20 protein-coding genes, 2 tRNA genes and 3 rRNA genes are annotated in these 26,446 nt (G+C 58.5%); 21 read left to right on the forward strand and 4 right to left on the reverse strand.

Features of this window, described 5'->3' with window-relative positions; translation table 11 throughout:
* The first annotated feature begins 180 nt into the window (after positions 1–180).
* From AB4O09_RS05660 to AB4O09_RS05675, 4 genes are read left to right on the forward strand one after another with little or no spacing between them, the layout of a single operon-like run.
* Complete coding sequence (locus tag AB4O09_RS05660) at positions 181–1,059, forward strand: heme/hemin ABC transporter substrate-binding protein (protein WP_039014124.1); 879 nt, start codon at positions 181–183, stop codon at positions 1,057–1,059.
* 50 nt (positions 1,060–1,109) lie between these two features.
* Positions 1,110–2,093: a FecCD family ABC transporter permease gene (locus tag AB4O09_RS05665; protein ID WP_167331299.1), complete on the forward strand. Its 984-nt coding sequence runs from the start codon at positions 1,110–1,112 to the stop codon at positions 2,091–2,093.
* A complete protein-coding gene (locus tag AB4O09_RS05670) occupies positions 2,093–2,860 on the forward strand; it encodes a heme ABC transporter ATP-binding protein (RefSeq protein ID WP_003205626.1) in 768 nt (255 codons plus the stop codon). Before AB4O09_RS05665 ends, AB4O09_RS05670 begins: the two co-directional genes overlap by 1 nt.
* A gap of 16 nt (positions 2,861–2,876) precedes the next feature.
* Positions 2,877–3,731 (forward strand): ChaN family lipoprotein, encoded by an 855-nt coding sequence (locus AB4O09_RS05675; protein WP_013694221.1) that lies wholly within the window; start codon positions 2,877–2,879, stop codon positions 3,729–3,731.
* Between the two features lie 222 nt (positions 3,732–3,953).
* Here the strand turns inward: AB4O09_RS05675 and AB4O09_RS05680 are convergent, their stop codons facing one another.
* The 3 genes from AB4O09_RS05680 to AB4O09_RS05690 all read right to left on the reverse strand — a co-directional run bounded on the left by AB4O09_RS05680 (position 3,954) and on the right by AB4O09_RS05690 (position 6,446).
* The gene (locus AB4O09_RS05680) at positions 3,954–4,226 is read right to left on the reverse strand and encodes a TfoX/Sxy family protein (RefSeq protein WP_003205623.1); all 273 of its coding nucleotides are present in this window, start codon (positions 4,224–4,226) and stop codon (positions 3,954–3,956) included.
* A gap of 231 nt (positions 4,227–4,457) precedes the next feature.
* Positions 4,458–4,799 carry a pentapeptide repeat-containing protein gene (locus AB4O09_RS05685; protein ID WP_003205621.1) on the reverse strand — a complete coding sequence of 114 codons (342 nt, stop codon included), beginning with the start codon at positions 4,797–4,799 and terminating at the stop codon, positions 4,458–4,460.
* A gap of 90 nt (positions 4,800–4,889) precedes the next feature.
* On the reverse strand, positions 4,890–6,446 hold the full coding sequence (locus AB4O09_RS05690) for a bifunctional aminoglycoside phosphotransferase/ATP-binding protein (RefSeq protein ID WP_212795355.1): 1,557 nt from the start codon (positions 6,444–6,446) through the stop codon (positions 4,890–4,892).
* Between the two features lie 119 nt (positions 6,447–6,565).
* On the opposite strand from AB4O09_RS05690, the gene mrcB reads away from it, so the two are divergent.
* Genes mrcB through AB4O09_RS05705 form a run of 3 tightly spaced genes read left to right on the forward strand, consistent with a single transcriptional unit; the run spans position 6,566 to position 9,949 of the window.
* Positions 6,566–8,884 carry a penicillin-binding protein 1B gene (mrcB, locus tag AB4O09_RS05695; RefSeq protein WP_003205618.1) on the forward strand — a complete coding sequence of 773 codons (2,319 nt, stop codon included), beginning with the start codon at positions 6,566–6,568 and terminating at the stop codon, positions 8,882–8,884.
* Positions 8,885–8,900: 16 nt separating this feature from the next.
* Positions 8,901–9,620 (forward strand): tetratricopeptide repeat protein, encoded by a 720-nt coding sequence (locus AB4O09_RS05700; RefSeq protein WP_003205617.1) that lies wholly within the window; start codon positions 8,901–8,903, stop codon positions 9,618–9,620.
* Positions 9,620–9,949, forward strand: a complete 330-nt coding sequence (locus AB4O09_RS05705) for a YqcC family protein (RefSeq protein WP_003205615.1) — start codon at positions 9,620–9,622, stop codon at positions 9,947–9,949. The genes AB4O09_RS05700 and AB4O09_RS05705 overlap by 1 nt, the downstream gene beginning before the upstream one ends.
* A 6-nt stretch (positions 9,950–9,955) precedes the next feature.
* Here the strand turns inward: AB4O09_RS05705 and AB4O09_RS05710 are convergent, their stop codons facing one another.
* A complete protein-coding gene (locus AB4O09_RS05710; RefSeq protein ID WP_013694219.1) occupies positions 9,956–10,378 on the reverse strand; it encodes a DUF4124 domain-containing protein in 423 nt (140 codons plus the stop codon).
* Positions 10,379–10,779: 401 nt separating this feature from the next.
* Between AB4O09_RS05710 and AB4O09_RS05715 the strand changes: the two genes are divergently transcribed.
* The 14 genes from AB4O09_RS05715 (at position 10,780) to AB4O09_RS05780 (ending at position 26,237) form a co-directional block, all read left to right on the forward strand.
* Positions 10,780–12,504, forward strand: a complete 1,725-nt coding sequence (locus AB4O09_RS05715) for an acetolactate synthase 3 large subunit (protein ID WP_003205612.1) — start codon at positions 10,780–10,782, stop codon at positions 12,502–12,504.
* Between the two features lie 2 nt (positions 12,505–12,506).
* Positions 12,507–12,998: an acetolactate synthase small subunit gene (gene ilvN, locus AB4O09_RS05720; RefSeq protein WP_003205610.1), complete on the forward strand. Its 492-nt coding sequence runs from the start codon at positions 12,507–12,509 to the stop codon at positions 12,996–12,998.
* Between the two features lie 44 nt (positions 12,999–13,042).
* Entirely contained in the window at positions 13,043–14,059 is a 1,017-nt protein-coding gene (gene ilvC / locus AB4O09_RS05725; protein ID WP_003185459.1) for a ketol-acid reductoisomerase, read from the forward strand.
* A gap of 144 nt (positions 14,060–14,203) precedes the next feature.
* Positions 14,204–15,049 carry a CDP-diacylglycerol--serine O-phosphatidyltransferase gene (pssA, locus tag AB4O09_RS05730; protein ID WP_013694218.1) on the forward strand — a complete coding sequence of 282 codons (846 nt, stop codon included), beginning with the start codon at positions 14,204–14,206 and terminating at the stop codon, positions 15,047–15,049.
* 75 nt (positions 15,050–15,124) lie between these two features.
* Positions 15,125–16,138 (forward strand): protein-methionine-sulfoxide reductase catalytic subunit MsrP, encoded by a 1,014-nt coding sequence (gene msrP / locus AB4O09_RS05735; RefSeq protein WP_003205603.1) that lies wholly within the window; start codon positions 15,125–15,127, stop codon positions 16,136–16,138.
* Positions 16,138–16,758 (forward strand): protein-methionine-sulfoxide reductase heme-binding subunit MsrQ, encoded by a 621-nt coding sequence (gene msrQ / locus AB4O09_RS05740; protein WP_003205600.1) that lies wholly within the window; start codon positions 16,138–16,140, stop codon positions 16,756–16,758. The genes msrP and msrQ overlap by 1 nt, the downstream gene beginning before the upstream one ends.
* Before the next feature lie 542 nt (positions 16,759–17,300).
* A 16S ribosomal RNA gene (locus tag AB4O09_RS05745) occupies positions 17,301–18,837 on the forward strand.
* Positions 18,838–18,918: 81 nt separating this feature from the next.
* Positions 18,919–18,995 (forward strand) — tRNA-Ile (locus AB4O09_RS05750).
* 30 nt (positions 18,996–19,025) lie between these two features.
* Positions 19,026–19,101, forward strand: a tRNA-Ala gene (locus AB4O09_RS05755).
* 246 nt (positions 19,102–19,347) lie between these two features.
* Positions 19,348–22,239, forward strand: a 23S ribosomal RNA gene (locus tag AB4O09_RS05760).
* A gap of 168 nt (positions 22,240–22,407) precedes the next feature.
* A 5S ribosomal RNA gene (gene rrf / locus AB4O09_RS05765) occupies positions 22,408–22,523 on the forward strand.
* Together the 16S, 23S and 5S rRNA genes with 2 tRNA genes alongside form the textbook arrangement of a ribosomal RNA operon.
* Before the next feature lie 148 nt (positions 22,524–22,671).
* On the forward strand, positions 22,672–23,331 hold the full coding sequence (locus AB4O09_RS05770) for a paraquat-inducible protein A (protein ID WP_003205598.1): 660 nt from the start codon (positions 22,672–22,674) through the stop codon (positions 23,329–23,331).
* Entirely contained in the window at positions 23,318–23,941 is a 624-nt protein-coding gene (locus AB4O09_RS05775; RefSeq protein WP_013694217.1) for a paraquat-inducible protein A, read from the forward strand. Before AB4O09_RS05770 ends, AB4O09_RS05775 begins: the two co-directional genes overlap by 14 nt.
* Positions 23,934–26,237: a PqiB family protein gene (locus AB4O09_RS05780; protein WP_003205594.1), complete on the forward strand. Its 2,304-nt coding sequence runs from the start codon at positions 23,934–23,936 to the stop codon at positions 26,235–26,237. The genes AB4O09_RS05775 and AB4O09_RS05780 overlap by 8 nt, the downstream gene beginning before the upstream one ends.
* Positions 26,238–26,446: the final 209 nt, after the last annotated feature.

The following is a 26,446-nucleotide window of genomic DNA, read 5'->3' on the forward strand; positions in this document are numbered from 1 at the left end:
TCTCGGTGACTGACTCGCCGCTATCGCGAGCAAGCTCGCTCCCACAAGGTTTCGTGTGGCAAAAGATCCACGCTTGACGGTCAAATGAAAACAATTATCAAATGGCGTCTTCTTCGCAGGAGGCTGAGGATACTTGGCCATGCCCGGTCCTGTGAAAAACTTCTTTGAGGAAGCTGCCCGATGCGCCTGAATATCCGCGTTGTTGCGCTCTGTGTCGCACTGTTGGTCAACCAGGGGGCCAGCGCGGCCCAATTGCCGCAACGCTGGGTCAGTGCCGGCGGCGCCGTGTCGGAGTGGGTCAGTGCACTGGGGGGCGAATCGAAGCTGGTGGGCGTGGACTCCACCAGCCAGCATCCTGAATCCTTGCAGGCCTTGCCCAGTGTTGGCTATCAGCGACAGCTGTCGGCGGAGGGCGTGCTGAGCCTGCGTCCGCAGATCCTGGTGGGCACTGAGGAAATGGGGCCACCGCCCGTGCTGGCGCAAATTCGCAGCGCCGGGGTGCAGGTCGAACTGTTCTCGGCCACACCAGACCTGCCGGCCCTGCAGGGCAATTTGCGGCACCTGGGAAAACTGCTGGGGGCCGAGGCCGAGGCGGCGCGGTTGTTCGACCTTTATCAAAAACAACTCACCCAGCAACAGGCCCGGGTGACCGAAGCCCAGCGCAAGCAAAAGGCTCCCGGCGTATTGCTGTTGGTGGGTAGTTCCGGCGGCAAACCACTGGTTGCGGGCAAGGGCACTTCCGCTGATTGGTTGTTACAGCAGGCCGGCGGTCACAACCTGGCGACCCACAGCGGCTACAAGTCTTTTTCCGTGGAAACCCTGGCCAGCCTGAATCCGCAAGTTCTGGTCTTTGCTGACCGTGCCTTGAGCGGTGAAGAAGCGCGTGCGGCGTTGTTCAGGGAAAACCCGATTCTTTCTTCGACCCGGGCCGCCAGGGACGGGCGCGTCATGGAGCTTGATCCGACGCTGCTGGTAGGCGGCTTGGGCCCGCGGTTGCCACAAAGCCTGATGACACTGACGGCAGGCTTTTATCCGGCTGCGTCGGCCACGGCGCCATGACCTCGTTGGTCAAGCCAGGTACCTTGTTCATTGGCCTGGGCCTGCTGTGTCTGCTGGCAACCTGGCTGTCCCTGGCCCTGGGGCCGGTAAGTTTGCCGTTGCTCGACACCTTGCGCGCTGCCTTGCGTCTGTTGGGCTTGCCGGTGGCCGCCGATGGCCTGGAGCAGGCCGAACTGATCCTTGGCCAGATCCGCTTGCCGCGTACCTTGCTGGGGTTGGCGGTGGGCGGGGTGTTGGCGTTGTCCGGTGTGGCGATGCAGGGGTTGTTTCGCAACCCACTGGCGGACCCGGGGCTGGTGGGTGTGTCCAGCGGTGCGGCACTGGGCGCCGCGTTCGCCATTGTCGGTGGCTCGGCGCTGGGTGGGTTGCCCGAAGCCTTTGGCCCCTACGTGCTTTCGTTGTGTGCATTTCTTGGCGGGCTCGGCGTTACGGCGCTGGTCTATCGTCTCGGGCGACGCAACGGCCAGACCCATGTCGCGACCATGCTCCTGGCCGGTATTGCCCTGACCGCGCTGTCCGGTTCGGCCGTCGGCCTGTTCACCTACCTGGCGGACGACGCGACCCTGCGCACCCTGACGTTCTGGAACCTGGGCAGTCTCAACGGCGCCAGCTATGCGCGGTTGTGGCCGCTGTTGCTGGTCAGTGTCGGCGTGGCGCTCTGGCTACCACGGCGGGCCCGGGCGCTTAATGCACTGTTGCTAGGGGAGTCCGAGGCTGCCCACCTGGGCGTTAACGTCGAAAGCCTCAAGCGTGAACTGGTGTTTTGTACGGCCATGGGGGTTGGCGCGGCGGTGGCGGCTGCGGGCATGATCGGCTTTGTCGGGCTGGTAGTGCCGCATCTGGTGCGCCTGGTGGCAGGCCCCGACCACCGTGTGTTGCTGCCCGCTTCGGTGTTGGCGGGTGCCAGCCTGCTGTTGTTCGCCGATCTGGTGGCGCGCCTGGCCCTGGCTCCTGCGGAATTGCCGATCGGCATTGTCACGGCCTTCATCGGCGCGCCGTTCTTCCTTTATCTATTGGTGCGAGGGCGCGCCTGATGCTGCGAGCGCAGAACCTGCACATTCAACGTGGCCGCAAGACGGTGCTGGCGGACGTCGATCTCGAACTCAACCCTGGCGAAGTACTCGGAGTGCTTGGGCCCAACGGCGCAGGTAAAAGTACTTTGTTGGCGGGCCTGTGCGGCGAATTGCGCCCGGCCCAGGGGCAGGTCTGGCTCGATGACCGGCCATTGGCCCAGTGGCAGGGTGCCGAGCGCGCCCGGTGCCTGGCGGTCTTGCCGCAGTCCTCGACCCTGGATTTCGCCTTTCGTGTCGAGGAGGTCGTGGGCATGGGGCGCCTGCCGCACCAGAGTGGTCGAGTGCGCGATGAGCAAGTCGTCGCCGCGGCGCTGCAAGCGGCAGACGCCGCGCATCTGCACGGTCGCAGTTATCTGGCGTTGTCCGGCGGTGAACGTCAGCGGGTGCACTTGGCGCGGGTGTTGGCGCAGTTGTGGCCAGGTGAAGCGGGGCAAACCCTGTTGCTGGACGAGCCGACCTCGATGCTCGATCCGCTGCACCAGCACACCATCCTCCTGGCGGTGCGTGAATTCGCCAGTCGCGGCGCTGCCGTGCTGGTGATCCTGCATGACCTGAACCTGGCGGCGCGTTACTGTGATCGCCTGTTGCTGCTCGCGTCCGGTCGGCCGGTGGCCCTGGACACGCCCCGGCATGTGCTGCGCCCGGAACCGCTCAAGGCGGTGTTTGGCCTGGACGTGCTGGTGCAAGACCATCCGGAGCGCGGGCATCCATTGATCATTGCCCGCTGAGGGCACCCTGGAGGATATGGACGTGCGCCTGCTTCTGATTCTGGCATTGAGTGTACTGACGGCGTGTCAGAGCATCGCACCGCCCCCACTCGGCGGACGAATCCGCGATTTGCACAATGGCCAGGCCGTGACGCCCCAGGCATTGGTTGAACGCTTGGCCAAGGCGCCTCGGGTGGTGGTGGGGGAGCGGCACGACAATCGCGATCACCACGCGCTGCAGGTCTGGCTGCTCCAGGCCCTGGCCGGGCAGCGTGCCCAGGGCAGTCTGTTGCTGGAAATGCTCACCCCCGCCCAGCAACCACGCGTTGATTCGGTCCGCCAGTTACCCGCCTTGCCGAAGGACCTGCCCGGCGCACTGGATTGGTCGCCCGGCTGGGATTGGCGCCTGTATGGCCCCGTCGTCGAGTTTGCCCTGGCGCAACGCTATCCGTTGCTGGCTGCCAATCTGGACGCCGCCGAGATCCAGCGTTTCTATCGACAAGCACCGGGCTTGATGGGCACTCGCTCCAATGCAGCCACTGTGAAGGACGAGTTGTTGGGGCAAATCCGTGAATCCCACTGCGGTTTGCTGCCCGAGTCGCAAATGCCGGCGATGCTGGCCGTGCAGCAACAGCGTGACCGACGCATGGCCGAACGCCTGCTGCAAGCGCCGACACCGGCATTGTTGTTCGCCGGTGCCTGGCATGCGCGAAAGGATGTTGGTGTGCCGCTGCATGCGCTGGATCTTGGCGCCAGCGAGGCACCGATCGTCCTGATGCTGGCCGAGGAGGGCAGTGAGGTGACGTCGGCCATGGCGGATTACGTGTGGTACACGCCGGCCATGCCGCCACAGGATTACTGTGCGCAGATGCGTGAACACGTCGGAAAGTGATTTTCTACAGGCAAAAAAAGACCCGGCAACAGCCGGGTCAAATAACCGTGATTAGCCTGATGAGGAGATATCTGAGAGTCCGAACCAAGGGCTGTTCAAATATCGACCAGTCTCGCGACCGGATGTGGTAATCATAGCGATTCTCATTACCATGTCAAACATTGTTTTGCGATTCGCCGAAATAACCTCGCGGCCAGGGTCCGTGCAGGAAACGAAAGGGCGTCAGGCCTTGTGGCGCGTCGAAATGGCGTCCAGCTGTTTATTCAGGGCTTCTTTGCGCTCGGCGGGAATGTCATTCCAATGCACATCCATCAACGCGCCCTCGATGGCGTACAGCAACACCTTGGAAGCCCGGAAGCCGCGCGTGCGTACGGCGCGATAGGCGTCCACCGCGCCGAGCCGGCGTAGATCGGATGCGCTGTGGATGCCCACAGCGTGCAGCCACTGGGCTGATGTCTTGCCCAGATTCTTCAGGTGTTGCAGTTCATCATTCATCGAGCCTCCTTGCGACGGCCGACTGGTGCAGTGGGCAAGCTTCTGAGCAGTGTAGCGGTCAGTAGGAAAAGCGTGATTGTTTGGTCGGATTCGACGCAAAAGCTTCTAATGCATTACGCACGATGGGGTGGGAAAAGGCTGCAAACTATATGCTCCAGCGCAAGCGGGGGCGCTGGAGATCCGTTCAGTCTGTGGCAGGTCCGCTCGTTGGCCGACCCGCTTCAAACAGGTTCAGCGAGTGCGGTAGCGCAACCGGGTGCCGAAGTTCATCGACATCAGGATCTCGTCCGCAGACAGTTCCGGCGGGAAGTAGGCACCGGAGATTTGCGCATGGGCCAGGCTCGCGCCTTCCAGTGACGACTTGCGAAAATCGATGCCACGCAGATCGGCGGAGCGGAAGTAGGCGTCGCTGAAGTCAACGTCGTCCGCATTCAGTTCCCGCAGATCAAGGCCTCGAAAGTCGCCGCCACGCATGTCGACCGGGCCTTGTGGGCGTTCGTTGTTGAACCCGGCGATATCGTCTTTGCGCAGCAAGGCATAAAGCGGGGTGTTGAGAAGCTTGGGAAGGCTCATTTCATATCACCTGTTGGTTTTATGACGCCAGTATAGTGCCACTATTTGACGGCCGTGAAGCCGGGCATCGCTTCACGGCCGAAAAAATATCTACAGGCCTGGCAGGCGCTGACGGATCTGCGCGACCACGATGTCGAGTGTGCCGCTTTCATTGGTTTGGACCCGTTTGCTGCAGAGAATTTCCGCCGGGGTCAGGGCTTCGCGGCTGGATTGTTGTGCGGCAATGACCGCCAGGTTCGCATCGGAGGGGTCTTTCTGGTCGGCCTGACGCTGTGCCAGGCGGCTTTCGATGACCGCTTGCGGCGCGTCGCAGTCGAGAATCAGGAACGGAGCACCGGTGGCCTCGGCGATTTTCGCCGCTGCGTCGCGTTGATCGCGCTTGAGGTAAGTGGCATCGATCACTACCGGGAAGCCGGCGCGCAGGATCACCGCGGCGATTTCATGCAGGCGGGCGTAGGTAGCGCTGCTGGCGTCACTGCTATAGATGCCGGCCTCTGGATCGTTGGGTACTTGTTGCTGGCCGAACAGACGCTTGCGCTCCACGTCCGAACGCAGGCGAATGGCGCCCAGCGCCTCTACCAGGCGCATCGCGACATGGCTTTTGCCAACGGCCGAGACGCCGTGGGTGATGGCCAGGAAGCGCGAAGGAATGGTGCTGTAGCTTTCCGCCAGGTTGGCGTAGTTGCGGTACTGGCGCAGGGTGGTGGCGCGCTGCACCGGATCGGCTTCGGCCGGCATGCTGAACAACGCGACTTTTGCCCGGACCAGGGCACGATAGGCTTTATAGAAGTTCAGCAGCTCCAGGCCCTGGTAGTCACCGGTCAGTTCCAGGTACTGGCTGACGAAGCGCCGTGCCAGCGATTTCAGGCCGCGGTCCTCCAGGTCCATCGCCAGGAATGCGGTGTCGGCGTAGACGTCGGTGAAACGGAACGGTTCGTTGAACTCGATGCAGTCGAAAATCACCACCTTGCCGTCGATCACGGTGGCGTTGCCCAGGTGGATATCACCGTGGCATTCGCGGATGAAACCTTCGGCCTTGCGTTGGGTGAACAGCGGCTTGAGGCGTTCGAAGCTGCTCTCGGCCCAGGCTTGCAGGGCTTCGAGTTGCAACAGGTCGGCCTTGTCGTTGAGGAACGGGCGGATCTGTTCAAAGTTCTGCAGCACCGGTGCCATCACGCTTTGCGGGGTGCCGGCGTCGTTTTCGGCGGGCACCTTGGGCGTGGAGAGATGGAACTGGGCGATCTGCGCGGCCATCTCGTCGATGTGCGCGGTGGTCAGTTCGCCGTTGGCTTGCAGCGTGCTGAGCAGTTCGCTCTGCGGGAACTGACGCATCTTCAGGGCGTACTCGATGGCCGGGCCGTCGCCACCCAGCTGTGGCGCTTCGGCGCTGCCGGTAATCGGCAGGACGTCCAGGTACAGGTCCTGGGTCAGGCGCTGGTTGAGGCGTAACTCCTCACCACAGAAGTGCTTGCGCGCCTCGAGGCTGGTGAAGTCGAGGAAGCCGAAGTTGACCGGCTTTTTGAATTTGTAGGCGTATGGCCCAGTGAGCAATACCCAGGAAATGTGGGTCTCGATGACCTGGAACCCTTCGACGGGATGTGGGTAGAGGGCCGGGTTTTGCAGGGCAGCGATCAGGGATTGGCTCACGGGCGGTCCTTCATAGACTGGAAAAATTCAAGGCCGTCATTATGGCCGCAAGCCGCGCTAACGCAAACCGCGTGGAGGGCTCATGTTGAACCGAGGCAAAGTGCGTATAATCCGCCGCCATGACTCGTACCCGATCCCCCCGTACCCCCAAGAAACCACCCGCCAGCCGCCTGCGGCCCTGGCTGGGCTGGGCCCTTAAACTCAGCCTGGTGGGCCTCGTCGTGCTCGCCGGTTTTGCGGTCTATCTCGATGCCGTGGTCCAGGAGAAGTTCTCCGGCAAGCGCTGGACCATTCCGGCCAAGGTCTATGCCCGGCCGTTGGAGCTGTTCGTCGGACAGAAGCTGAGCAAGGATGATTTCCTGACCGAGCTCGATGCCTTGGGTTATCGCCGTGAAAGCGTGGCCAATGGTCCGGGTGCGGCCTCGGTCAATGGCAATACCATCGACCTCAACACCCGTGGCTTTCAGTTCTATGAAGGCATGGAGCAGGCACAACCGGTGCGGGTGCGTTTTTCCGGCGATTATGTCGCTGCGCTGACCGGCGCCAACAACGCAAGCCTGTCGGTGGTGCGCCTTGAGCCGCTGCTCATTGGTGGCCTGTACCCCAAGAACCTCGAAGACCGGATCCTGATCAAGATCGACCAGGTGCCGCCGTTCCTGCTCGATACGCTGATCGCCGTCGAAGACCGCGACTTCTACCATCACTTCGGCGTCTCGCCCAAGTCGATTGCCCGGGCCATCTGGGTCAATACCTCCTCGGGCCACATGCGCCAGGGCGGCAGTACCCTGACCCAACAGTTGGTCAAGAACTTCTACCTGACCAACGAACGCAGCCTGACCCGCAAGCTCACCGAAGCCATGATGGCGTTGTTGCTGGAGCTGCACTACGACAAGCAGGAGATCCTGGAGGCGTACCTCAACGAGGTATTTATCGGTCAGGACGGTCAACGGGCGGTGCACGGTTTCGGCCTCGCCAGCCAGTTCTTCTTCAGCCAACCGCTGTCCGAGCTCAAGTTGCATCAGGTGGCGTTGCTGGTGGGCATGGTCAAGGGACCGTCTTCCTACAACCCGCGTCGTAATCCGGAGCGCGCCCTCGAACGGCGCAACCTGGTGCTCGACCTGCTGCAACAACAGGGTGTGGCGACGGCCGAGCAAGTCGAGGCGGCGAAAAAGATGCCGTTGGGCGTGACCAAGCGCGGCAGCCTGGCGGACAGCTCCTTCCCCGGCTTCATGGACCTGGTCAAGCGTCAGCTGCGGGAAGACTACCGCGACGAAGACTTGACCGAAGAAGGCCTGCGCATCTTCACCAGTTTCGATCCGATCCTGCAGATGAAGGCTGAAGCCTCGGTCGAGGACACTTTCAAGCGGCTGGGTGGGCGCAAGGGCGCCGACGAAGTTGAAGCGGCCATGGTGGTGACCAACCCGGAAACCGGTGAAGTCCAGGCCATGATCGGCAGCCGGCAGGCCAGTTTCGCCGGTTTCAACCGAGCGCTGGATGCGGTGCGTCCGATTGGCTCGCTGATCAAGCCGGCGGTGTACCTCACCGCCCTGGAAAAGCCGAGCCAATATACGCTGACCAGTTGGCTGTCGGACGAGACGTTCTCGGTCAAGGGCGCCGATGGCCAGGTCTGGAAACCGCAGAACTATGATCGTCGTTCCCACGGTACGGTGTTCCTGTACCAGGGGCTGGCGCACTCCTACAACCTGTCGACCGCTCGCCTCGGGCTGGAAGTCGGCGTACCGAACGTACTCAAGACCCTGGCGCGCCTGGGGGTTAGTCGCGAATTCCCGGCGTTCCCATCGATGTTGCTGGGGGCCGGTGGCCTTACGCCGATCGAAGTGGCGGCCATGTACCAGACGCTGGCCAACGGCGGTTTCAATACGCCGATGCGCGGGATCCGCAGCGTGCTGACCGCCGATGGCGAACCGCTCAAGCGTTATCCGTTCCAGATCCAGCAGCGTTTCGATCCGGCCTCCATTTACCTGATCCAGAGCGCGATGCAGCGGGTCATGCGTGAAGGCACCGGCAGCTCGGTCTATAACGTGCTGCCCCGGACCCTGACCCTGGCGGGCAAGACCGGTACCAGTAACGACTCGCGCGACAGCTGGTTCGCCGGCTTCAGCCAGGACCTGCTGGCGGTGGTCTGGCTCGGACGTGATGACAATGGCAAGACCCCGTTCACCGGTGCCACCGGTGCGCTGCAGGTCTGGACCAGCTTCATGCGCAAGGCCGACCCGTTGCCGCTGGACATGCCGCAACCGGACAACATCGTCCAGGCGTGGGTCGATTCGCGTACGGGGCAAGGCTCCGATGCCAATTGCCCGGGCGCCGTGCAGATGCCGTATATTCGCGGCAGCGAACCGCCACCCGGTGCAGCCTGTGGCGGCACGAATCCCGCCGAATCGGTGATGGATTGGGTCAAGGACTGGATGAATTAAGCAAAGAGGGTTTCAAGTGAACAAGTGGTTGATTCCAGCGGTAACAGCCGTGGCTTTGCTCAGTGGTTGCTCTACCGTACAACGCGGTTCGATTCCGGTCGTTGATTCCGGCACCGCTGTTTCCAACAGCGAGCGGGTCTCGGCCAATGGCGGTTTCCGTCAAACGACAGTGAAGCGGCCGGCGCAGGGCCAGGTCCAGGCAATCCCGCAGGGCGACACCGGTGTCGTCGTGATGGTGCCTGGTGGCGGCGCGACGACCTCTGCGCCGATCAGCAGCACGCCGATCACGCCGGGCCCGATTACCCCCGGGCCAATCGAAACCTCGCCGATCGACCAGGGCAGCTACAGCATGCCTTCGACGCCGAGCAGCATTCCGTCGGCAGGAGCCGGTGGTCTGTCCGCCGATGAACAGCTCGACGGCCCGGTTCTGGCCCTGTTGACCACGGCGCAACAGCAACAGGCCGGTGGTGACCTCAACGGTGCGTCTTCCAGCCTGGAGCGTGCCCAGCGTGTCGCGCCGCGCGAACCCCAGGTGCTTTATCGCCTGGCCCAGGTGCGCATGGCCCAGGGCGATGCGCCGCAAGCCGAACAGCTGGCCCGTCGTGGCCTGACATTCTCCAGTGGTCGCCCGGCACTTCAGGCCAGCCTGTGGGAGTTGATCGCCCAGGCCCGTGAGAAACAGGGCGATTCCGCTGGCGCGGCATTGGCCCGTCAGAAGGCCAAGGTTTCGCTTTGATGGATACGCGTTTTCCTCAAATCGCCGATCAGTTGCTGTTGATCGAGCGGGAGTTGCGAGTCCAGGGCTGGTGGAGCGATGTTTCGCCTTCGGCGCAGGCACTGGCCAGTGTCGAGCCATTCGCGGTCGACACCCTGGACTTCGAGCAATGGCTGCAATGGATCTTCCTGCCCAGGATGAAAGCCATCCTGGAAAACGACCTGCCGCTGCCCAACGCCTCGGGCATCCTTGCCATGGCCGAGATGGTCTATGCACAGCGGCCAGGGCAGGGCATCGAGTTGCAGCGGCTGCTGGCGCAGTTCGATCAGTTGATCAGCAACGCCGGCTGACCGGCGTTACTGACAATTCTCCTCGATTTGCTTGCGGGTCTCGTCGATCCGCTGGCGCCGCTCTTCTTCGGTGAGGCGGCGCATTTCCCCCTCTACGTCTTCGCGTACCCTGGGGTTGTTCTGCAATTGCGCCAGATTGGTCCGGGCCTGTTCGCAGAACGCCTTGAGTTGGGCTTCCTGCTCGGCAATCTGTTTCTTGACCTGTTGGTCGATGGCCTTTTGGTCGCCAATGACTCCGCCAGACGGCGGTGCCGCCGGTTTGGCGGGCGGCGGGGCGGACTTGATCACGGTCGTGGCCTCCGTGCCTTCGGGCGGCTGGGCGCCGAAGTGGGTAACGCCCTGGGCGTCCACCCATTTGTAGACCTGACCGGCCATGCACATCGGGCTCAGGCCAACCAGCAGGCTGGCCGTCAAGAAGATCATTCGCATGCTGTTTCCTTGTCATGGGTTGCGCAATTGAAGCTAACACAGTTGCCGTTTAAAGGTTTTTTCTTGCGTTCTCATGCGCTTACTTCGAATAAAACACATAGACGACTTGACTTGAAGGAGGCGAAACAGAAGAATCCAAAGTCCGCTGTAGAGGGACTGCCAGAAGCAGACCCACTCAGCAGATCATGAGGCGCACATCCGCGCCGACCTGTTACACCCGCAACGCGTTACCTCGCGCTGGGTGGGAAAGGCCCGCAACACTTGGGACGATCCCAATACTTGCTCAGTCAGTGCTGACGTAGTCGGCGACCACCGTCGCTCATGCTCTGCCGAGAAGTAAACCTATTAAGACCCGTCCCTTTCTTGTGGGTCGGTATTCTGGCGTTTTAGAGGTGAACAACGTGGAGCTTTTATCTGGCGGTGAGATGCTCGTCCGCTTTTTGCGTGACGAAGGCGTCAAATATATCTACGGGTACCCCGGTGGTGCTCTTCTTCATGTCTATGATGCCCTGTTCAAAGAACCGGAAGTGACCCATATCCTGGTTCGTCACGAGCAGGCCGCCACCCATATGGCTGACGGCTATGCCCGTGCCACCGGCAAGGCCGGCGTGGTACTGGTGACTTCCGGTCCAGGCGCCACGAACGCCATCACTGGTATCGCCACCGCGTACATGGACTCCATCCCGATGGTGATCATTTCCGGCCAGGTGCCCAGCACCATGGTGGGTACCGACGCATTCCAGGAAACCGACATGATCGGTATCTCCCGGCCGATCGTGAAGCACAGCTTCATGATCAAGCACGCGTCGGAAATCCCGGAAGTCATGAAGAAGGCCTTCTACCTGGCAGAATCCGGTCGTCCGGGCCCGGTCGTGGTCGATGTTCCGAAAGACATGACCAACCCGGCCGAGAAGTTCGAATACATCTTCCCGAAAAAAGCCAAGCTGCGTTCCTACAGCCCGGCCGTACGCGGCCACTCGGGGCAAATCCGCAAGGCAGCCGAAATGCTCCTGGCGGCCAAGCGCCCTGTGCTGTACTCCGGTGGTGGCGTGATCCTCGGTGGTGGCTCCGCGCCGCTGACCGAACTGGCGAAAATGCTCAACCTGCCGGTCACCAATACGCTGATGGGCCTGGGCGCGTTCCCGGGCACCGACCGTCAGTTCATCGGTATGCTCGGCATGCACGGCAGCTACACCGCCAACCTGGCGATGCACCACGCCGATGTGATCCTGGCGGTCGGCGCACGTTTCGACGACCGCGTCATCAATGGTCCGGCGAAATTCTGCCCGAACGCCAAGATCATCCACATCGACATCGACCCGGCGTCCATCTCCAAGACCATCAAGGCAGACGTGCCGATTGTCGGTCCTGTAGAGAGCGTGCTGACCGAAATGGTCGCCATCCTCAAGGAAATCGGCGAGGTTCCAAACAAGGAATCCGTGGCCAGTTGGTGGAAGCAGGTTGATGAATGGCGCGGCGATCGTGGCTTGTTCCCTTATGACAAGGGTGACGGCAGTGTGATCAAGCCGCAGACCGTGATCGAAACCCTGTGCGAAGTGACCAAGGGCGATGCCTTTGTGACCTCCGACGTGGGCCAGCACCAGATGTTCGCTGCGCAGTACTACAAGTTCGACAAACCCAATCGCTGGATCAACTCCGGCGGCCTGGGCACCATGGGCTTCGGTTTCCCGGCGGCCATGGGCATCAAGTTGAGCTTCCCAGAGGCTGATGTCGCCTGCGTCACGGGCGAAGGCAGCATCCAGATGAACATCCAGGAGCTGTCCACCTGCCTGCAATACGGTTTGCCGGTGAAGATCGTGATCCTGAACAACGGCGTGTTGGGGATGGTTCGCCAGTGGCAGGACATGAGCTACGGCAGCCGTCACTCGCACTCGTACATGGAATCGTTGCCTGATTTCGTCAAGCTGGCAGAGGCCTACGGTCACGTTGGCGTGCGCATCACCGAATCGAAGGATTTGAAGTCGAAGATGGAGGAAGCGTTCGCCATGAAGGATCGCCTGGTGGTGATCGATATTGCGGTCGACACCAGCGAGCACGTCTACCCGATGCAGATCAAAGACGGCTCCATGCGCGATATGTGGCTGAGCAAGACGGAGCGTACCTAATCATGCGACATATTATTTCCCTGCTTCTGGAAAACGAACCAGGTGCGCTGTCTCGTGTTGTGGGCCTGTTCTCGCAGCGCAACTACAACATCGAAAGCCTGACCGTGGCGCCAACCGAAGACCCGACCCTGTCGCGTCTGACGCTGACCACCGTAGGGCACGATGAAATCATCGAGCAGATCACCAAGAACCTGAACAAGCTGATCGAGGTGGTCAAGCTGGTGGACCTGTCGGAAAGCGCTCACATCGAGCGTGAACTGATGCTGGTCAAGGTCAAGGCCACCGGCGCCCAGCGCGCCGAGATCAAACGCACTACCGATATTTATCGTGGGCAGATCGTCGATGTCAGCGCCAGCGTCTATACCGTTCAGTTGACCGGTACCAGCGACAAGCTCGACAGCTTCATTCAATCGATCGGCACTGCCTCGATTCTGGAAACCGTACGCAGTGGCGTCACCGGGATTGCCCGTGGCGACAAAGTACTGAGCATCTAACCAAATTAGCGAATGGCCTGAACGGCCGGATATAGGGGAAATTCATGAAAGTTTTCTACGATAAAGACTGCGACCTGTCGATCATCCAGGGCAAGAAAGTCGCCATCATCGGCTACGGCTCCCAAGGTCACGCCCAAGCGTGCAACCTGAAAGATTCCGGCGTTGACGTGACTGTCGGCCTGCGTAAAGGCTCGGCCACCGTTGCCAAGGCCGAGGCCCATGGCCTGAAAGTGACCGACGTGGCTTCTGCCGTTGCTGCGGCCGACCTGGTCATGATCCTGACCCCGGACGAGTTCCAATCGGCGCTGTACAAGAACGAAATCGAACCGAACATCAAGAAAGGCGCCACCCTGGCCTTCTCCCACGGTTTCGCGATCCACTACAACCAGGTTGTGCCACGTGCCGACCTCGACGTGATCATGATCGCGCCGAAGGCCCCGGGTCACACCGTGCGTTCCGAGTTCGTGAAAGGCGGCGGTATCCCTGACCTGATCGCGATCTACCAGGATGCGTCCGGCAACGCCAAGAACGTGGCCCTGTCCTACGCTGCTGGCGTGGGTGGCGGCCGTACCGGCATCATCGAAACCACCTTCAAGGACGAAACCGAAACCGACCTGTTCGGCGAGCAAGCCGTTCTGTGCGGCGGTACCGTCGAGCTGGTCAAGGCCGGTTTCGAAACCCTGGTTGAAGCTGGCTACGCGCCGGAAATGGCCTACTTCGAGTGCCTGCACGAACTGAAGCTGATCGTTGACCTCATGTATGAAGGCGGTATCGCCAACATGAACTACTCGATCTCCAACAACGCCGAATACGGCGAGTACGTGACCGGTCCGGAAGTCATCAACGCCGAATCCCGTCAGGCCATGCGCAACGCCCTGAAACGTATTCAGGACGGCGAATACGCCAAGATGTTCATCAGCGAAGGCGCTACCGGCTATCCTTCGATGACCGCCAAGCGTCGTAACAATGCCGCTCACGGTATCGAAATCATCGGCGAGCAACTGCGCTCGATGATGCCGTGGATCGGTGCCAACAAGATCGTCGACAAAGCCAAGAACTAAGTCGCGAACTTGATCGAAAAACGCGGCCTCGGCCGCGTTTTTTCGTTTGGGCGGTGGCTTCTGGTATAAAGCTGCATCGTTTGCGGCCGAACCGTCGTCCCAGACATCTGTCGAATTTTTTCACACCGTTGCAAGGTATTGTCCATGAGCGAACGTCCCGACGAGCCAAACCAGGCTCCTGACGCCGAAAGCCTGTTGCCCATCGATGAGCACGTCGAAGAAGGCCATGACGCTGAAGGCCGTAAGGTCCGGCATCGTGGCATCTATCTGTTGCCGAACCTGTTCACCACCGCGAACCTGTTCGCCGGTTTCTATTCCATCATCAGCTCCATGAGTGCCCAGGCTGCCTTGAGCGCTGGCGATAGCGCAGGGGCGAGCCGTTACTTCGCGTTCGCCGCCATTGCGATCTTCGTCGCCATGGTGCTCGATGGCCTGGACGGGCGCGTGGCCCGCATGACCAATACCCAGAGTGCGTTTGGCGCCGAATATGATTCGCTGTCCGACATGGTCGCCTTTGGCGTGGCTCCCGCCTTGCTGGCGTTCGGCTGGGCGCTGGGGGACATGGGCAAGGTCGGCTGGATGGTTGCCTTTATCTATGTGGCGGGGGCGGCATTGCGCCTGGCTCGTTTCAACACCCAGGTTGGCAAGGCTGACAAACGCTACTTCATCGGCCTGGCCAGTCCGGCCGCGGCGGGTGTCGTGGCAGGTGTTGTCTGGGCATTCAGCGACTACGGCATCCAGGGGTCGAAAATGTCGTTCCTGGTGGCGTTGCTGGTTGCGGCGGCCGGGATGTTGATGGTCAGTAATATCAAGTACAACAGCTTCAAGGAGCTGGATCTGAAGGGCCGTGTGCCGTTCGTGGCGATTCTGGCGGTGGTGCTGGTGTTCGCAGTGGTGTTCAGTGATCCGCCGCGTATCCTGTTGTTGGTGTTCCTGGGCTATGCCGCCTCCGGACCGGTGCAATACTTGTTGCGTCTTCGTCGACGCTAAACGTTGCCTTAATGTAATTTCCCCCATACTCCGCAGTCTATTGGTACATCTGCCCTCCAATACTGCGGAGTTGTCATGCTGATCAAGATCCCTAAGTCGTCCGACTGCCGTGAATCGGACGTCACGCCCGAATCCCTCTATCTATCCCGTCGGCAAATGCTCGGTGCAACCCTGTCTGGCCTCGCCGTCAGCAGCTTGCCTCAATGGGCCAGTGCTGCCGATGCGGCGCGGTATGCCGATGTCGAGCCCGGAAAGGCGCCGTCCTGGTTTGCCGAGAAACTGCCTTCAGTCCAATGGGGCGCGGTCACGGTCAAGAATGAGCCCATCACGCCGTTCAAGGACGCGACCCATTACAACAACTTCTATGAGTTCGGAACCGACAAGGGAGACCCGGCAGCCAATGCCGGGTCGTTGAAGACCGAGCCCTGGAGCGTGGTCGTGGACGGGGAGGTGGGCAAGCCGGGACGCTACGGGTTGGAAGACTTCATGAAGCCTTATCAACTGGAAGAGCGTATCTATCGATTGCGCTGTGTCGAGGCCTGGTCGATGGTTATTCCGTGGATTGGCTTCCCCATCTCTGCATTGCTCAAGCAGGTCGAGCCGACCTCCAAGGCCAAGTACATCCGCTTCGAAACCCTGCAGGATCCCAAGGTCATGCCGGGGCAGCGTTCCGGTTTCGCCTTGATCAACTGGCCATATGTCGAAGGCTTGCGATTGGATGAGGCCATGAATCCGTTGGCTATCCTGGCGGTGGGAATGTACGGACGGGAGTTGCCGAACCAGAATGGCGCGCCGCTGCGGCTAGTGGTCCCATGGAAATACGGTTTCAAAAGTGTGAAGTCCATCGTGCGTATCAGTCTGGTGAGTGAGCAGCCGAAGACGACTTGGCAGAGCATCGCGTCTGACGAATACGGTTTCTATGCCAACGTCAATCCGACGGTCGATCATCCGCGGTGGACCCAGGCGCATGAGCGTCGTTTACCGAGCGGGCTGTTCAGTCCCAATGTTCGCGATACGTTGATGTTCAACGGCTATCAGGATGAAGTCGCTTCTTTATATGCAGGGATGGACCTGAGGAAGGACTACTGATGCGTTTTCCAGTCTGGCGAATCGGCGTCTTCATCGCGGCGGCGATCTGGCCCTTGTTCTGGCTTTACGAGGCCTTGATGAACTCGCTGGGTCCTGACCCGGGCAAGGTGCTGGTGGATCGGCTCGGGTTGGGCACGTTGATCCTGTTGTTGATCACCTTGAGCATGACGCCGCTGCAAAAGCTGACGGGATGGGCAGGGTGGATTGCGGTCAGGCGGCAGTTGGGGTTGTGGTGCTTTACTTATGTGGTGCTGCATTTGAGCGGGTATGCGGCGTTCATATTGGGGTTCGACTGGTCGCAGCTGGGCGTCGAGTTGAGCAAGCGGCCTTACATTATTGTCGGGGCGCTTGGCTTTCTCGGCCTGCTGGCGCTGGCGGTCACATCCAATCGCTACAGTCAGCGGCGGCTTGGCGTGCGCTGGAAGAAATTGCATCGCCTGGTTTATCTGATCCTGGGGCTTGGGTTGTTGCATATGCTGTGGATCGTGCGGGCAGATCTGAAGGAGTGGGCGATATACGCCTTTATAGGGGCTGTACTGTTGATGCTGAGAGTCCCGCCGGTTATGCGTCGGATCCCGCGTTTGCTGGGTAGGAAAGTTCCTTCTGCAACAAAAGCGTAATTAGGGGTTGACGGCAGATTCTGGAAGTCTATAATTCGCCCCACTTCCGGCGCAGTCGAAACGGAAAACTCCTTGATATTCAATGAGTTAAGTTAGTTTCGAAGGTGTTGGGCTTCAGTTCATCGAAGCCCGGAAGGAGCGGGTAGAGCGGTGTTGTTTGGCTCTATCAGCGGTTCGATCTTCTCGGTCGAAAGCGGTGAAAAAGAGGTGTTGACAGCAGCGAGTAACGCTGTAGAATTCGCCTCCCGCTAACGAGAGATCGGAAGCGCAAGTGGTTGAAGTTGCAAAGGAAACTTTGAAAACTTCTGAAAATAACCGCTTGACAGATACACGGGGCGCTGTAGAATGCGCGCCTCGGTTGAGGCGAAAGACTCAGCCAGCCGCTCTTTAACAACTGAATCAAGCAATTCGTGTGGGTGCTTGTGGAGTCAGACTGCTAGTCAACAGATTATCAGCATCACAAGTTACTCCGCGAGAAATCAAAGATGTAACCAACGATTGCTGAGCCAAGTTTAGGGTTTTCTCAAAACCCAAAGATGTTTGAACTGAAGAGTTTGATCATGGCTCAGATTGAACGCTGGCGGCAGGCCTAACACATGCAAGTCGAGCGGTAGAGAGGTGCTTGCACCTCTTGAGAGCGGCGGACGGGTGAGTAATGCCTAGGAATCTGCCTGGTAGTGGGGGATAACGCTCGGAAACGGACGCTAATACCGCATACGTCCTACGGGAGAAAGCAGGGGACCTTCGGGCCTTGCGCTATCAGATGAGCCTAGGTCGGATTAGCTAGTTGGTGGGGTAATGGCTCACCAAGGCGACGATCCGTAACTGGTCTGAGAGGATGATCAGTCACACTGGAACTGAGACACGGTCCAGACTCCTACGGGAGGCAGCAGTGGGGAATATTGGACAATGGGCGAAAGCCTGATCCAGCCATGCCGCGTGTGTGAAGAAGGTCTTCGGATTGTAAAGCACTTTAAGTTGGGAGGAAGGGCATTAACCTAATACGTTAGTGTTTTGACGTTACCGACAGAATAAGCACCGGCTAACTCTGTGCCAGCAGCCGCGGTAATACAGAGGGTGCAAGCGTTAATCGGAATTACTGGGCGTAAAGCGCGCGTAGGTGGTTCGTTAAGTTGGATGTGAAATCCCCGGGCTCAACCTGGGAACTGCATTCAAAACTGTCGAGCTAGAGTATGGTAGAGGGTGGTGGAATTTCCTGTGTAGCGGTGAAATGCGTAGATATAGGAAGGAACACCAGTGGCGAAGGCGACCACCTGGACTGATACTGACACTGAGGTGCGAAAGCGTGGGGAGCAAACAGGATTAGATACCCTGGTAGTCCACGCCGTAAACGATGTCAACTAGCCGTTGGGAGCCTTGAGCTCTTAGTGGCGCAGCTAACGCATTAAGTTGACCGCCTGGGGAGTACGGCCGCAAGGTTAAAACTCAAATGAATTGACGGGGGCCCGCACAAGCGGTGGAGCATGTGGTTTAATTCGAAGCAACGCGAAGAACCTTACCAGGCCTTGACATCCAATGAACTTTCCAGAGATGGATTGGTGCCTTCGGGAACATTGAGACAGGTGCTGCATGGCTGTCGTCAGCTCGTGTCGTGAGATGTTGGGTTAAGTCCCGTAACGAGCGCAACCCTTGTCCTTAGTTACCAGCACGTAATGGTGGGCACTCTAAGGAGACTGCCGGTGACAAACCGGAGGAAGGTGGGGATGACGTCAAGTCATCATGGCCCTTACGGCCTGGGCTACACACGTGCTACAATGGTCGGTACAGAGGGTTGCCAAGCCGCGAGGTGGAGCTAATCCCACAAAACCGATCGTAGTCCGGATCGCAGTCTGCAACTCGACTGCGTGAAGTCGGAATCGCTAGTAATCGCGAATCAGAATGTCGCGGTGAATACGTTCCCGGGCCTTGTACACACCGCCCGTCACACCATGGGAGTGGGTTGCACCAGAAGTAGCTAGTCTAACCTTCGGGAGGACGGTTACCACGGTGTGATTCATGACTGGGGTGAAGTCGTAACAAGGTAGCCGTAGGGGAACCTGCGGCTGGATCACCTCCTTAATCGACGACCGCAGCTGCTTCATGAGCTCCCACACGAATTGCTTGATTCATTGAAGAAGACGAAAGAAGCAGCCCGAAATTGGGTCTGTAGCTCAGTTGGTTAGAGCGCACCCCTGATAAGGGTGAGGTCGGCAGTTCGAATCTGCCCAGACCCACCAATTTTGTGTGGGAAACGCCTGTAGAAATACGGGGCCATAGCTCAGCTGGGAGAGCGCCTGCCTTGCACGCAGGAGGTCAGCGGTTCGATCCCGCTTGGCTCCACCACTACTGCTTCGATTGTATAAAGCTTAGAAATGAGCATTCCATCGGTTCGATGGTGAATGTTGATTTCTAGTCTTTGACTAGTTCGTTCTTTAAAAATTTGGGTATGTGATAGAAAGATAGACTGGACGTTACTTTCACTGGTAACGGATCAGGCTAAGGTAAAATTTGTGAGTTGCTCTCATGAGCAAGATCGAATTTTCGGCGAATGTCGTCTTCACAGTATAACCAGATTGCTTGGGGTTATATGGTCAAGTGAAGAAGCGCATACGGTGGATGCCTTGGCAGTCAGAGGCGATGAAAGACGTGGTAGCCTGCGAAAAGCTTCGGGGAGTCGGCAAACAGACTTTGATCCGGAGATGTCTGAATGGGGGAACCCAGCCATCATAAGATGGTTATCTTGTACTGAATACATAGGTGCAAGAGGCGAACCAGGGGAACTGAAACATCTAAGTACCCTGAGGAAAAGAAATCAACCGAGATTCCCTTAGTAGTGGCGAGCGAACGGGGACTAGCCCTTAAGCTTCTTTGATTTTAGCGGAACGCTCTGGAAAGTGCGGCCATAGTGGGTGATAGCCCTGTACGCGAAAGGATCTTAGAAGTGAAATCGAGTAGGACGGAGCACGAGAAACTTTGTCTGAATATGGGGGGACCATCCTCCAAGGCTAAATACTACTGACTGACCGATAGTGAACTAGTACCGTGAGGGAAAGGCGAAAAGAACCCCGGAGAGGGGAGTGAAATAGATCCTGAAACCGTATGCGTACAAGCAGTGGGAGCCCACTTTGTTGGGTGACTGCGTACCTTTTGTATAATGGGTCAGCGACTTATTTTCAGTGGCGAGCTTAACCGAATAGGGGAGGCGTAGCGAAAGCGAGTCTTAATAGGGCGTCTAGTCGCTGGGAATAGACCCGAAACCGGGCGATCTATCCATGGGCAGGTTGAAGGTTGGGTAACACTAACTGGAGGACCGAACCGACTACCGTTGAAAAGTTAGCGGATGACCTGTGGATCGGAGTGAAAGGCTAATCAAGCTCGGAGATAGCTGGTTCTCCTCGAAAGCTATTTAGGTAGCGCCTCATGTATCACTGTAGGGGGTAGAGCACTGTTTCGGCTAGGGGGTCATCCCGACTTACCAAACCGATGCAAACTCCGAATACCTACAAGTGCCGAGCATGGGAGACACACGGCGGGTGCTAACGTCCGTCGTGAAAAGGGAAACAACCCAGACCGTCAGCTAAGGTCCCAAAGTTATGGTTAAGTGGGAAACGATGTGGGAAGGCTTAGACAGCTAGGAGGTTGGCTTAGAAGCAGCCACCCTTTAAAGAAAGCGTAATAGCTCACTAGTCGAGTCGGCCTGCGCGGAAGATGTAACGGGGCTCAAACCATACACCGAAGCTACGGGTATCACGTAAGTGATGCGGTAGAGGAGCGTTCTGTAAGCCTGTGAAGGTGAGTTGAGAAGCTTGCTGGAGGTATCAGAAGTGCGAATGCTGACATGAGTAACGACAATGGGTGTGAAAAACACCCACGCCGAAAGACCAAGGTTTCCTGCGCAACGTTAATCGACGCAGGGTTAGTCGGTCCCTAAGGCGAGGCTGAAAAGCGTAGTCGATGGAAAACAGGTTAATATTCCTGTACTTCTGGTTATTGCGATGGAGGGACGGAGAAGGCTAGGCCAGCTTGGCGTTGGTTGTCCAAGTTTAAGGTGGTAGGCTGGAATCTTAGGTAAATCCGGGATTCTAAGGCCGAGAGCTGATGACGAGTTACCCTTTGGGTGACGAAGTGGTTGATGCCATGCTTCCAAGAAAAGCTTCTAAGCTTCAGGTAACCAGGAACCGTACCCCAAACCGACACAGGTGGTTGGGTAGAGAATACCAAGGCGCTTGAGAGAACTCGGGTGAAGGAACTAGGCAAAATGGCACCGTAACTTCGGGAGAAGGTGCGCCGGTGAGGGTGAAGCACTTGCTGCGTAAGCCCACGCCGGTCGAAGATACCAGGCCGCTGCGACTGTTTATTAAAAACACAGCACTCTGCAAACACGAAAGTGGACGTATAGGGTGTGACGCCTGCCCGGTGCCGGAAGGTTAATTGATGGGGTTAGCTAACGCGAAGCTCTTGATCGAAGCCCCGGTAAACGGCGGCCGTAACTATAACGGTCCTAAGGTAGCGAAATTCCTTGTCGGGTAAGTTCCGACCTGCACGAATGGCGTAACGATGGCGGCGCTGTCTCCACCCGAGACTCAGTGAAATTGAAATCGCTGTGAAGATGCAGTGTATCCGCGGCTAGACGGAAAGACCCCGTGAACCTTTACTATAGCTTTGCACTGGACTTTGAATTTGCTTGTGTAGGATAGGTGGGAGGCTTTGAAGCGTGGACGCCAGTTCGCGTGGAGCCATCCTTGAAATACCACCCTGGCAACTTTGAGGTTCTAACTCAGGTCCGTTATCCGGATCGAGGACAGTGTATGGTGGGTAGTTTGACTGGGGCGGTCTCCTCCTAAAGAGTAACGGAGGAGTACGAAGGTGCGCTCAGACCGGTCGGAAATCGGTCGTAGAGTATAAAGGCAAAAGCGCGCTTGACTGCGAGACAGACACGTCGAGCAGGTACGAAAGTAGGTCTTAGTGATCCGGTGGTTCTGTATGGAAGGGCCATCGCTCAACGGATAAAAGGTACTCCGGGGATAACAGGCTGATACCGCCCAAGAGTTCATATCGACGGCGGTGTTTGGCACCTCGATGTCGGCTCATCACATCCTGGGGCTGAAGCCGGTCCCAAGGGTATGGCTGTTCGCCATTTAAAGTGGTACGCGAGCTGGGTTTAGAACGTCGTGAGACAGTTCGGTCCCTATCTGCCGTGGACGTTTGAGATTTGAGAGGGGCTGCTCCTAGTACGAGAGGACCGGAGTGGACGAACCTCTGGTGTTCCGGTTGTCACGCCAGTGGCATTGCCGGGTAGCTATGTTCGGGAAAGATAACCGCTGAAAGCATCTAAGCGGGAAACTTGCCTCAAGATGAGATCTCACTGGGACCTTGAGTCCCCTGAAGGGCCGTCGAAGACTACGACGTTGATAGGCAGGGTGTGTAAGCGCTGTGAGGCGTTGAGCTAACCTGTACTAATTGCCCGTGAGGCTTGACCATATAACACCCAAGCAATTTGTATCCTCCGAGCTGAAAAGCGAACGAGACCAGATTGCGGTGTGTGAAGACGAAACGAACCGAAAGTTCGAATCTCACAAAACACCAAAGCTATCACATACCCAATTTGCTGAAGCGAGGCCAACTGGCCGCGACTCAGTACCCGAATTTCTTGACGACCATAGAGCATTGGAACCACCTGATCCCATCCCGAACTCAGCAGTGAAACGATGCATCGCCGATGGTAGTGTGGGGTTTCCCCATGTGAGAGTAGGTCATCGTCAAGATTAAATTCCGAAACCCCTATCTGCTGATGCAGGTAGGGGTTTTGTTTTTGCCCCCAGGAAAGTCTGCGAAAGCTCGTGATAAATTTGCACAGTTATTTCCGAGCCGGAGCACTAGAATAGCCCCACCTTAGCTGAGCCAGAGCTGTTTATGCCCGATCCGTCAGACATTGATAGGTTGTCAGATCTGCCCCTGAGCGATCTGGTGGCGTGTCATGAGTGCGACCTGTTGATGCGCAAGCCTCAGCTGGCCCATGGTGAAAAAGCCGAGTGCCGCCGTTGTGGCTATGAGCTCTATGCTCACCGGCACAATGTAGTTGAACGCAGCCTTGCCTTGGTTATCGCGGCCCTGCTGTTATATGTGCCGGCCAACTTCTTACCCATCATGGAACTCAATCTGCTCGGGCAGTCCTCCCAGGACACCGTTTGGAGTGGGGTGGTCGGGCTGTTTGATACCGGTATGCAAGGCATCGCGGCAGTGGTGTTCCTGTGCAGCATGGGCATTCCACTACTCAAGTTGCTTTGTCAGTTGGTGGTGCTGTTGTCCATTCGCTTGGACTTTGGCCGTAGTTACGGTTTGTTGCTGTATCGCATTTATCACCATCTACGAGACTGGGGGATGCTTGAGGTCTACCTCATGGGGGTGCTGGTGGCCATCGTCAAGTTGGCAGACATGGCGGCCATCACCGTAGGCCTTGGCCTGGTGTGCTTCATCAGTTTGTTGCTGGTCCAGGTCTGGCTGGAGGTGGTGATGTCACCCCATCAGATCTGGCAGGCGTTATCAGGAGAAGATGCCCATGCGGGCGATTGATGCAGGGATTCTGATCTGTACGGAGTGCCACGAGTTGAATCGGCAGGATGCTGAGGCCGATAACCAAACCTGTACTCGCTGCGGCGCGCTGGTTCACCCCCGTCGCCCGAACAGCTTGATGCGGACCTGGGCATTGTTGATCACGGCCGCGATTCTTTATATTCCGGCCAACATGTTGCCGATCATGACTATCAACTCGCTGGGCCAGGGCGCCCCGAGTACCATCATGGCCGGCGTCATCGAGCTGGTTCAACACGGCATGATTCCTATTGCTGCCGTGGTGTTCATCGCCAGCATCGTTGTACCCACTTTCAAACTGGTGGGCATCGCCTTGTTGTTGTTTTCCGTTCAGCGGCATCAGCCTATGTCGGCGCAGCAACGCATCCTTATGTACCGTTTCATCGAGTTCATTGGTCGCTGGTCGATGCTGGATATTTTCGTGATCGCCATTTTGGTGGCCGTGGTGAATTTCGGACGGCTCGCCAGTGTCGAAGCCGGTCTCGGCGCGATCGCTTTTGCCAGCGTAGTGATTTTGACAATGATTGCCGCAGTAACCTTCGATCCCCGACTGATTTGGGATAACACGGAGTCGGATGACGACCATGACTGATTTGCCTACCGCTAAAACTCGACCGGCTTCGAACTGGTCGGCCATCTGGGTCCTGCCGTTGATTGCCTTGATCATCGGCGGCTGGCTCGGCTGGCGGGCTTATAACGAGACCGGAATCGAGATCAATGTGCGCTTTGAGAGCGGAGAAGGCATCCAGGTCAACAAAACCGAAGTCGTCTACAAAGGGATGACGGTCGGCAAAGTGACGGCTCTTACCCTCGATGACGAAGGCAGCTCCAAGGGGGTGGTCGCGACCATCGAGATGAACAAGGACGTCGAGCAGTACCTCAAGACCGGAACACGTTTCTGGCTGGTCAAGCCGAGCGTGAGTCTGGCCGGGATCACTGGCCTGGAAACCCTGGTCTCGGGTAACTATGTGGCTATCAGCCCAGGTGAAGGGGAGTCGGCCCGTAAATTCAAGGCCCTGGCCGAAGAGCCGCCGCTGTCGGATGCCAAGCCGGGGTTGCACTTGACCCTCAAGGCTGATCGGTTGGGTTCGCTGAACCGTGGCAGCCCGGTGTTCTACAAACAGATTCAGGTCGGTCAGGTGAAGAGCTACCTGCTGTCGGAGGATCAGAGCAAGGTCGAGATCAAAATCTTCATCGAGCCGACCTATGCCAGCCTGGTGCGCAAACACACGCGTTTCTGGAATGCCAGTGGCATCAGCATCGATGCCAACCTCTCGGGCGTCAAAGTGCGCAGCGAGTCCCTGGCCAGCATCGTGGCCGGAGGGATTGCCTTCGCCACGCCGGAAAGCCGCAAGGACAGCCCGCCGACGGACCCAAGCCTGCCGTTCCGTCTTTACGAAGACTTTGACGCCGCTGCGGCGGGCATTCGAGTGAAGGTCAAGCTCAGCGATTTCGAAGGGTTGCAGGCCGGTCGTACGCCGGTCATGTACAAAGGCATCCAGGTCGGCAGCCTGAAGAACCTCAAGGTCGATCCGGACCTGGCCAGCGCCACGGCTGAATTGACCCTGGACCCCTTGGCCGAAGATTACCTGGTAACCGGCACGCAGTTCTGGGTCGTCAAGCCATCGATCTCGCTGGCGGGTATCACCGGCCTGGAAGCGTTGGTCAAGGGCAACTACATTGCCGTGCGACCGGGTGACAAGGGCGGCGCGCCGCAACGGGAGTTCGAAGCCCGGGCAAAAGCTCCACCACTGGACTTGCGTTCCCCGGGGCTGCACCTGGTCCTGCTGACCGAAAACCTCGGATCGCTGGAGGTCGGCAGTCCGATCCTCTACAAGCAGGTCAAGGTCGGGTCGGTGCAGAGCTATCAGTTCTCCCGCAAGAAGAAGCAGCTGATCATTGGTGTGCACATCGAGAAGGAGTACGAAGGGCTGGTCAACGGCTCGACACGTTTCTGGAACGCCAGTGGTATCACGCTTACGGGAGGTTTGACGGGCGGGATCCAGGTCAAGAGCGAGTCCCTGCAAAGCCTGATGGCTGGTGGGATTGCCTTCGAAACTCCGGAACCGAATGTGCCGCTGAAAAGACGCATCCCCCGTTTCCGCCTGTTCGCCGATCACGAAGCCGCACAACAGCGAGGCACTGAGGTCACGATCAAGGTCGATCGCGCCGATGGTTTGCGCAGTGGTACGCCGATCCGGTTCAAAGGGTTGGATGTGGGCAAGATCGAGGATGTTGATCTCAGCGCCGATATGCAATCGGTGCTGCTCACGGCGCGTATCACCGAAGTGCCGGAGCGCATCGCCCGGGTCGGGTCCCAGTTCTGGGTGGTCAAGCCGGAGTTGGGGTTGATGAAGACCTCCAACCTGGAAACGCTGGTAACCGGCCAATACATTGAAGTGCAGCCTTCGGCGAAAAACCTCGGGCCGCAGAAAAGCTTCGTGGCCCTGGCCAACCCACCGGAAAGCGCTGTGCCCGAAGCAGGACTGAGCCTGGTGCTGAGCGCGGCCCGCCGTGGTTCGTTGAAGATCGGCGTACCGGTGACCTATCGCGAGATTACGGTGGGCAAGGTCACCGGTTATGAACTGGGCCAGACCGCGGACCGGGTGCTGATCCATATCCTGATCGAGCCCAAGTATGCGCCGCTGGTGCGCAGCGGCACACGTTTCTGGAATAGCAGTGGTTTCGGTCTGGACTTTGGTCTGTTCAAGGGCGCGACGGTGCGCACCGAGTCGCTTGAAACGCTTATCCAGGGCGGCATTGCGTTCGCAACGCCGGATGGCGAACGAATGGGCAATCCGGCTCGACCGGAGCAGACTTTCCCACTGTTCGATAAGTTTGAAGATGAATGGCTGACTTGGGCGCCGAAGATCAGTCTCGGTAAGTGATTGGAGTGGCGTTAGTCTGTTCTGACGCCATCGCGAGCAGGCTCGCTCCCACAATGGATGAATGTCGTACTTGATTGCCATGAACGACGCCAAACCTGTGGGAGCGAGCTTGCTCGCGATGAGGCCATCAGTTGCACTGACGACTCAAAACCAGCGCAATAAAAAAGGCCGCGATCCAATGGATCGCGGCCTTTTTCATGCCCCGGTAA

Source organism: Pseudomonas sp. H1_F01 (assembly GCF_054681425.1).

Coding starts and splice junctions, on each gene's coding strand:
- AB4O09_RS05675 (WP_013694221.1), top strand. CDS start 2,877: ATGGACGTGCGCCTGCTTCTGATTCTGGCATTGAGTGTACTGACGGCG.
- ilvC (WP_003185459.1), top strand. CDS start 13,043: ATGAAAGTTTTCTACGATAAAGACTGCGACCTGTCGATCATCCAGGGC.
- AB4O09_RS05775 (WP_013694217.1), top strand. CDS start 23,318: ATGCGGGCGATTGATGCAGGGATTCTGATCTGTACGGAGTGCCACGAG.
- AB4O09_RS05780 (WP_003205594.1), top strand. CDS start 23,934: ATGACTGATTTGCCTACCGCTAAAACTCGACCGGCTTCGAACTGGTCG.
- mrcB (WP_003205618.1), top strand. CDS start 6,566: ATGACTCGTACCCGATCCCCCCGTACCCCCAAGAAACCACCCGCCAGC.
- pssA (WP_013694218.1), top strand. CDS start 14,204: ATGAGCGAACGTCCCGACGAGCCAAACCAGGCTCCTGACGCCGAAAGC.
- msrP (WP_003205603.1), top strand. CDS start 15,125: ATGCTGATCAAGATCCCTAAGTCGTCCGACTGCCGTGAATCGGACGTC.
- AB4O09_RS05770 (WP_003205598.1), top strand. CDS start 22,672: ATGCCCGATCCGTCAGACATTGATAGGTTGTCAGATCTGCCCCTGAGC.
- AB4O09_RS05710 (WP_013694219.1), bottom strand. CDS start 10,378: ATGCGAATGATCTTCTTGACGGCCAGCCTGCTGGTTGGCCTGAGCCCG.
- AB4O09_RS05685 (WP_003205621.1), bottom strand. CDS start 4,799: ATGAGCCTTCCCAAGCTTCTCAACACCCCGCTTTATGCCTTGCTGCGC.
- AB4O09_RS05670 (WP_003205626.1), top strand. CDS start 2,093: ATGCTGCGAGCGCAGAACCTGCACATTCAACGTGGCCGCAAGACGGTG.
- AB4O09_RS05705 (WP_003205615.1), top strand. CDS start 9,620: ATGGATACGCGTTTTCCTCAAATCGCCGATCAGTTGCTGTTGATCGAG.
- AB4O09_RS05680 (WP_003205623.1), bottom strand. CDS start 4,226: ATGAATGATGAACTGCAACACCTGAAGAATCTGGGCAAGACATCAGCC.
- ilvN (WP_003205610.1), top strand. CDS start 12,507: ATGCGACATATTATTTCCCTGCTTCTGGAAAACGAACCAGGTGCGCTG.
- msrQ (WP_003205600.1), top strand. CDS start 16,138: ATGCGTTTTCCAGTCTGGCGAATCGGCGTCTTCATCGCGGCGGCGATC.
- AB4O09_RS05660 (WP_039014124.1), top strand. CDS start 181: ATGCGCCTGAATATCCGCGTTGTTGCGCTCTGTGTCGCACTGTTGGTC.